We start from the raw sequence: 6,705 nt of genomic DNA on the forward strand, positions 1-6,705 counted from the left end.
AATCTTATGAAAACAGTAAAAATCGTATTTTTTGCACTTTTGCTAGTGACAAGTTTTGTCAATGCGCAAACAACGGTTACAGGAAAGGTAATGAATCGTAAAAATAAACCGGTCGCCAACGCTTTAATATATTTAGATACTATTAACTCCAATGTTGTTACTAATAAAGCCGGGGAGTTTAGTTTAATAGTTCCTGAAAAAGTCAAAATCATTCAAGTATATTCTAAAAAACACGGCTGGTTAAGGAGCGTTTACTCTAAAGAAACAAAAATGGACTTTATGTATTTAGATTCCGCTCCAGTAACAGATAAATCACTCACCCCTCCCAATGGTTTAAAACCAGAAAAAGACAAATCTACCGTTTCCTACCGAACGATTTATGACATGATGCGTGGTCGAATTGCAGGTGTAGTAGTGCAACAAGATAATACAATTATTATTAGAGGAGTAAATTCGATTAAGAACAATTCAGAACCTTTGTTTGTGGTAGATGGGAATGTAGTTTCTAGTATCGATTACATTGTGCCAAATGAAGTACAAAGTATCACGGTTTTAAAAGATGCAGAAGCTTCCATTTATGGGGCTCGAGGGGCTAGCGGTGTAATTGTAATTAAATTGAAAAAATAATAGAATTCAGTATAAATGCAAACAAGTATTGTTTGATAAGTATAATAATTAATTTGATATGTATTATTTTTATACTTATTAAATAGGGATTTTTGTGTTTTAATAAAAATTAAGTTGTTTGTTTTATGTCACAAATTAAAAACTCAAAGCAGCGAATAGCTGCAGTTCTAATAGGATTGTTTTTCGCCACATTTGTTTTTTCGCAAGAGGCGACTAAAAGCCACACTTTTTCGGGTGCGATTACCGCTACCAATAACGGAATATCTTTGTTGCCTACTTTTTCTTTGGGAAAACCAGCCGCTATTTTTGATTTTTCTATTAAGTCAAAAAGATGGAGTTTTGATCCCCAATTGCGATTTTCTTTAGAGGGCAAACCGTGGTCTTTTATTTTTTGGGGACGCTATAAAATAGTAAATGATTCAAAATTCAAATTAAGTGTAGGCGCTCATCCGGCTATAGCGTTTAAAGAAGAAAAGGTATTGTCTTTAAATGGAGATGCTAAAATGATTTTGAATGCATATCGTTATACGGCCACTGAGATAGCACCGAATTTAATTCTTTCCAAAAATCTAAGTGTTGGGATGTATTATTTGTATTCACACGGTTGGGATGTAGGGACAACGACTAATACCCATTTTGTCACTTTGAATAGTACAATAGCTAATGTAAAAGTATTGCCAGAAACCTTTTTGAAGTTACAACCCCAATTGTACTATCTGAAAATGGACAGCAAAGACGGTTATTATGTTTCGTCTACATTCACATTGACAACTCCTAAAAGTCCGTTTGCAGTTTCTTCTATCGTTAATAAAGCGATTCAGACAACTATTTCAGGCAAAGATTTTGTTTGGAACATGTCTTTGATTTACAACTATTAATAGTGGTTAATAAAAGGTAATTTGGTATGGAAAAACCAGAATCTTTAGCTGATTTTTACAAGAATAAATTCGATTGGATGCCCGATAATTTTAAAAACGAAATGGGGCATTTCAATGTGTTTACTTTGGAACCTTTTATAGGAGAAAAAGCGCAGCCGATTCCGTACAAACGTCGCGATTTTTATAAAATTAGTTTAGCTAAAGGGAACAGCAAAGTCTATTTTGCAGATCAGGTAGTAGAAGTAAAGAAACAGGCGTTATGTTTCTCTAACCCTCAGATTCCCTACAAATGGGAACATTTAGAAGAATATAGAGCGGGTTACTTTTGCATTTTCAATACGCATTTTTTTCATCAATTTGGCAACCTCAATCAGTACCCTGTTTTTCAACCGAATGGCACCCATATTTTTGAATTGACGGAGGATCAAGTGGCAAAAATAGAACCGATTTTCCAAAAAATGGTGGACGAAATCAACTCGGATTACGTTTATAAATACGATGTGTTGCGCAATTTGGTTTTTGAGTTGTTGCACTTTGCCATGAAAATGGAGCCGTCTGCTAGTTTGGAAAACAAACAGTGGAACGCCTCACAACGAATAACGACTTTGTTTTTGGAATTATTGGAACGTCAATTTCCAATAGACGATGCACATCAAAGAATGCAACTGCGCACGGCGTCTGAATTTGCGAGCCAACTCAATGTACACGTGAATCATTTGAACCGAGCCATTAAAGAAGTTACTCAAAAAACGACTTCCCAACTCATAGCAGAACGAATAGCGCAAGAAGCTAAAATTTTGTTGAAACACAGCCATTGGAATGCCGCCGAAATTGGATTTGCATTAGGTTTTCACGAAGCAACACATTTCAATAGCTTCTTTAAAAAACAAGTTGGCTTATCTCCTTTGCGGTTTAGAAAAGAGTGATTTGGGTTAAAGTTTAATGGTTTCATTCTTTAGAAGTACCAATCAACAATACTTTAGTTTCAAACTGTTCTCTAGGTCCTTTAGCCTTGTTTTTTATTTGAGAACGGTAGTTGTAGATGGTAGAGGCGGAGTAGCGTAAAAAATCGGCAATTTTAGCACTGTCTTTGATTCCAAGTCGAATCAGCGCAAAGATGCGCAACTCAGGATTTAAAAGTTCCCCTTTTTTGATGATAATACTCTCCGGGTCGTTCAGCAAAGCCTTAAATTCCTCTACAAACGTAGGGAAAAGTTGCATAAAGGTTTGGTCAAATTGCGCATAGAATTCTTTCAATTCTTTGTCGATAAATGCTTTTGATTTGACGGTACTCACCAAGTCATTCACTTTTCCTGCAGTGGCCATCACCTTTAGTTTTTGGCTGTATTCTTCCATTTTTCCAATATAGATGGAGCATTGATCCATATAACGACCAATATAAATCTCTTTGAGTAAACTTGTTTCGGCCAATTCTAAATTGGTTTGATTGAGTTTAGCGTTAAACCCTTGAAGTTGCTGGTTCAATACCGAAAGTTGGTTGTTGGCTAATTCCACGCTTTTTTGGGCTTTCGCCAATTTTTTCATCTGTTTGAAAAGCAAAATAAGGACGCCCAATAAAAACAGTGATAAAACACTCGCGCTGATTAAAAAGACAATCAACTGAGATTTAGCCGATTTGTTTTTGGCTTCATAGGTTTCGTTGATGATGGGTAACATCTTCGAAATTTCGTAGGTTCGCAGTTTCGAATTACAAAAAACGGCATCGTCTAAGGAACGTTTAATGTACTCGTAAGCCGATTCAATATCGCCTTCTTCGTACAATATAAAAGCGAGTTCTCGAAGGGAAATATTTTCTTTTTTAACCAATTCCAAATCAGAAATGGCAGAAATCGCCAACCATTTTTTCTCTTGCTCTTTGTTTAGTTTAGCCTTATAATTTTCTGAAATTAGATACGCAATCACGGCTCTATTAGGATCGGTTTTTGGTGTTTTTTCAAAATACGGAATCAACAAATCAATAGCCTGATTGTATTTCTTTTGAGACAATAATTGTCCAGCTGATGCGGCAATAAAATCGGTTGAATTTTTAGGTAAATTGAGTATAGCTTTGTCTCGATAGTGGTCTCCTAAGCGATTGTATTGTTTTTTTTCTGCTATATCATTGGCATAACTCGAAAGCCCGCCATAAATAATTCTTTTTGTCCAATAGAATTCTCCTTTTAAAGCAGATACTACCGTAGACTCCATTGGGTCGAGAATTTCTAAAGCCTGATTGTACATTCCGAGTGTACCTAGAATAGAAGCCAAATTGAGTTGGGCTTTGCCTATTTGATTGTTATTCCCGGTTGTATTGGCAATTTGTAAACTTCTTTTGGCATATACTAAAGCAGAATCGGATTGATAAGATTTGTACTCATCGTATAATTTTTCGTTGAGCGAATAGCGAATTTCATTGGATGACGCAGTACGAAGACGACTTTTGAGCTGATTAATTGCACTATTTTTTTTGTTCAAGTACAAAGGTTCATCAGCAAGGGTTTGATCTAGTTCTTTTTTCAAAAGGTCAAAAGAATCCTGAGCCAATAAAGAATTGGATATAAAAAGTAAGGCTAAAAAGAACCAATAATTTTTAAACACAGCTTTTACGAGTTGCTAATATTAAACACGAATTTAAGCATCTTTTATTTTACGCATTCCAACGCCAGTTTTTCTAATTATTTCAATTGGTGTTCCAAAATCGTAAATCTGACTTTAATTATTCTTTTGTTACGTATAGATGTCGAATAATTTCCGAAATCAATCCTGTCCAACCCGTTTGATGGTTTGCGCCAAGTCCTTTCCCAGTGTCGCCATCAAAATATTCGAAGAACAAATGATTTTTATGGAATGCAGCGTCTTTTTGGAATTTATCATATTCCCCATACATTGGTGTTTTTTTATTGGAATCAGGTACAAAAAGAGCTAATAGTCGTTTAGATACTTCTTCGGCAGCTTCTTTGATATTCATCATTTTTCCAGAATTAGTAGGGTATTCTACCTCATAATCTGGCCCGTAATAATTAGAAAATTTCTCCAAAGAGTCCAAAATCAAATAATTCATTGGGAACCAAATAGGTCCTCTCCAATTCGAATTACCACCAAACATATCTCCAGTGGCTTCGGCAGGAGTATAATCTACTTGGATCATCCCACCTTCGTAATTAAATTGATACGGATGGTCTTTGTGGTATTTTGAAAGCGAACGAATGCCGTAATCCGATAAAAATTCCGTTTCGTCAAACATACGCTTCATAATCATTTTCATTCGGTGACCTCTCAAAATAGCCAGTAAACGGGTTTCGCCTGAACCAGGATTGTCCCAACTCGAAACTAAACTCGCTAAATCAGGACGGTTGTTCAATACCCATTCCACACGACGTTTGAATTCAGGTAATTTCTCCAAAAGTTCTGGGGTTAATACTTCTACTGCAAATAGCGGAATTAAACCTACCATAGAGCGTACTTTTAGTAATTCGGCATCACCATTAGGTTTGTGTAACATATCGTAGTAAAACTGATCGTCTTCGTCCCAAAGGTTGAGTTTGTCTCCCCCGATAGCTTGCATCGCCCCTGCAATATGTAAATAATGCTCAAAAAACTTCGATGCCATATCTTGATACACCGGATTTTCAATGGCAATTTCGCAAGCAATACGCAGCATATTCAGGCTATACATCGCCATCCATCCGGTTCCGTCTGCTTGTTCCAAATGCCCACCTGTTGGTAAATCGGCAGAGCGATCAAACACACCAATATTATCCATTCCGAGAAATCCACCACCGAAGATGTTATTCCCGCCTTCGTCTTTCAAATTGACCCACCAAGTGAAGTTGAGTAGTAATTTATGGAAAATACGTTCTAAGAAAACAGTATCGCCTTTGCCACCATTCATTTCCTTGTCAATCTCATACACTTTCCAAGTGGCCCAAGCGTGTACGGGCGGATTAACATCCGAAAATGACCATTCGTAAGCAGGAATTTGTCCGTTAGGATGCATGTAATACTCTCGTAAGATGACGGATAGCTGTCTTTTAGCAAAATCAGGGTCTAACCGTGCCAAAGGCAGCGTGTGAAAAGCCAAATCCCAAGCAGCAAACCAAGGATACTCCCATTTGTCAGGCATGGATAAAATATTGGCTGCATAAAGGTGTTTCCAAGCGTTGTTTCGGCCTTTTTTGCGTTCTGCATCTGGTTTTGGCATAGCAGGGTCGCCTTTGGTCCATTCAAAAACATTGAAGTAGTACCATTGTTTGGTCCAAAGCATTCCTGCATAAGATTGACGCTGAATGGACTTTAAATTGTCGTCCTCAATTCCTTTTTGAAGCGAAGCATAAAACTCATCAGCTTCGATTTGGCGTTGTTCAAAAATCGCATCAAAATCGGCAAAAGCGTCTTCTGGAGTTTGATTAGTAAAACGTAGTTTAAAAACTTTTTTACCATTGCCTGGAATAGTCTGAGTATATTTTGCAGAAGCTTTGGTCCCAATATGATTGGGATTAACGGCTTCTGTTTTTTTGTTTACAATATAGTCATTGATACCGTCCTTGGTGTAGTGACTTAGATTAGGCGAATTGTATAGTTTTTCAAAATTAGTTTCATTGTCGCAAAACAAGAACTCATCAGCGGCCTCAGCATATAATTTGAATCTTCCCACTACTTGATGGTTGACTTCAATGTGTGATTTTCCGATGCCTGTTAAACTCGGTTTATGTTTGTAGTTTTCGTATCCCCAACACCAAGTATTTCTGAACCAAACGGTTGGTAAAACGGTAATTGGAGCCGCAATTTTAGAACGATTTTCAACAGTAATTTTGATTAATAAATCTTGCTCATCGGCTTTGGCATATTCCATCGAAATGTCAAAATAAGCATCTTTGTCAAAAATACCCGTATCAAGCAATTCATATTCAGGCTCTAATCTAGAGCGTTTTTTGCTTTCTTCTACTAATTTAGAATACGGAAATGCTGCTTGAGGGTATTTGTACAACATTTTTTGGTAAGAGTGAGTAGGAGTAGAGTCTTGGTAATAATAGATTTCTTTTACATCTTCTCCGTGGTTGGATTCGCTTCCAGTTAAACCAAAAAAACGTTCTTTTAAAATATGGTCGTTATGATTCCAAAAAGCAAAAGCAAAACAAATGTGCTGCTTGTTGTCTGAAATTCCTCCAATTCCTTCTTCTCCCCAGCGGTACGCTTTGGA

General features: G+C 36.8%; 5 protein-coding genes. 3 read left to right on the forward strand and 2 right to left on the reverse strand.

Going from position 1 to position 6,705, the window contains the following annotated elements:
• Nucleotides 1-6 precede the first annotated feature (6 nt).
• The 3 genes from Q0L65_RS04875 (at nt 7) to Q0L65_RS04885 (ending at nt 2,431) form a co-directional block, all read left to right on the forward strand.
• Nucleotides 7-627, forward strand: a complete 621-nt coding sequence (locus Q0L65_RS04875) for a TonB-dependent receptor plug domain-containing protein (protein ID WP_296684107.1) — start codon at nt 7-9, stop codon at nt 625-627.
• Nucleotides 628-752: 125 nt separating this feature from the next.
• Nucleotides 753-1,505, forward strand: coding sequence for a hypothetical protein (locus tag Q0L65_RS04880; protein WP_296684109.1), 753 nt, complete (start codon nt 753-755; stop codon nt 1,503-1,505).
• A 26-nt stretch (nt 1,506-1,531) separates the two neighbouring features.
• Nucleotides 1,532-2,431, forward strand: a complete 900-nt coding sequence (locus Q0L65_RS04885) for a helix-turn-helix transcriptional regulator (RefSeq protein WP_296684110.1) — start codon at nt 1,532-1,534, stop codon at nt 2,429-2,431.
• Nucleotides 2,432-2,453: 22 nt separating this feature from the next.
• Here the strand turns inward: Q0L65_RS04885 and Q0L65_RS04890 are convergent, their stop codons facing one another.
• Both Q0L65_RS04890 and Q0L65_RS04895 read right to left on the reverse strand, forming a co-directional pair.
• Nucleotides 2,454-4,103, reverse strand: a complete 1,650-nt coding sequence (locus Q0L65_RS04890) for a DUF6377 domain-containing protein (protein WP_296684112.1) — start codon at nt 4,101-4,103, stop codon at nt 2,454-2,456.
• A 118-nt stretch (nt 4,104-4,221) separates the two neighbouring features.
• A partial coding sequence (locus Q0L65_RS04895) for a glucosidase (RefSeq protein WP_296684114.1) occupies nt 4,222-6,705 on the reverse strand: 2,484 nt, incomplete at its 5' end.

This window comes from Flavobacterium sp., from assembly GCF_024642105.1.
In the GTDB taxonomy this organism is placed as follows: Bacteria; Bacteroidota; Bacteroidia; order Flavobacteriales; family Flavobacteriaceae; genus Flavobacterium.

Coding starts and splice junctions, on each gene's coding strand:
- Q0L65_RS04875 (WP_296684107.1), top strand. CDS start 7: ATGAAAACAGTAAAAATCGTATTTTTTGCACTTTTGCTAGTGACAAGT.
- Q0L65_RS04880 (WP_296684109.1), top strand. CDS start 753: ATGTCACAAATTAAAAACTCAAAGCAGCGAATAGCTGCAGTTCTAATA.
- Q0L65_RS04885 (WP_296684110.1), top strand. CDS start 1,532: ATGGAAAAACCAGAATCTTTAGCTGATTTTTACAAGAATAAATTCGAT.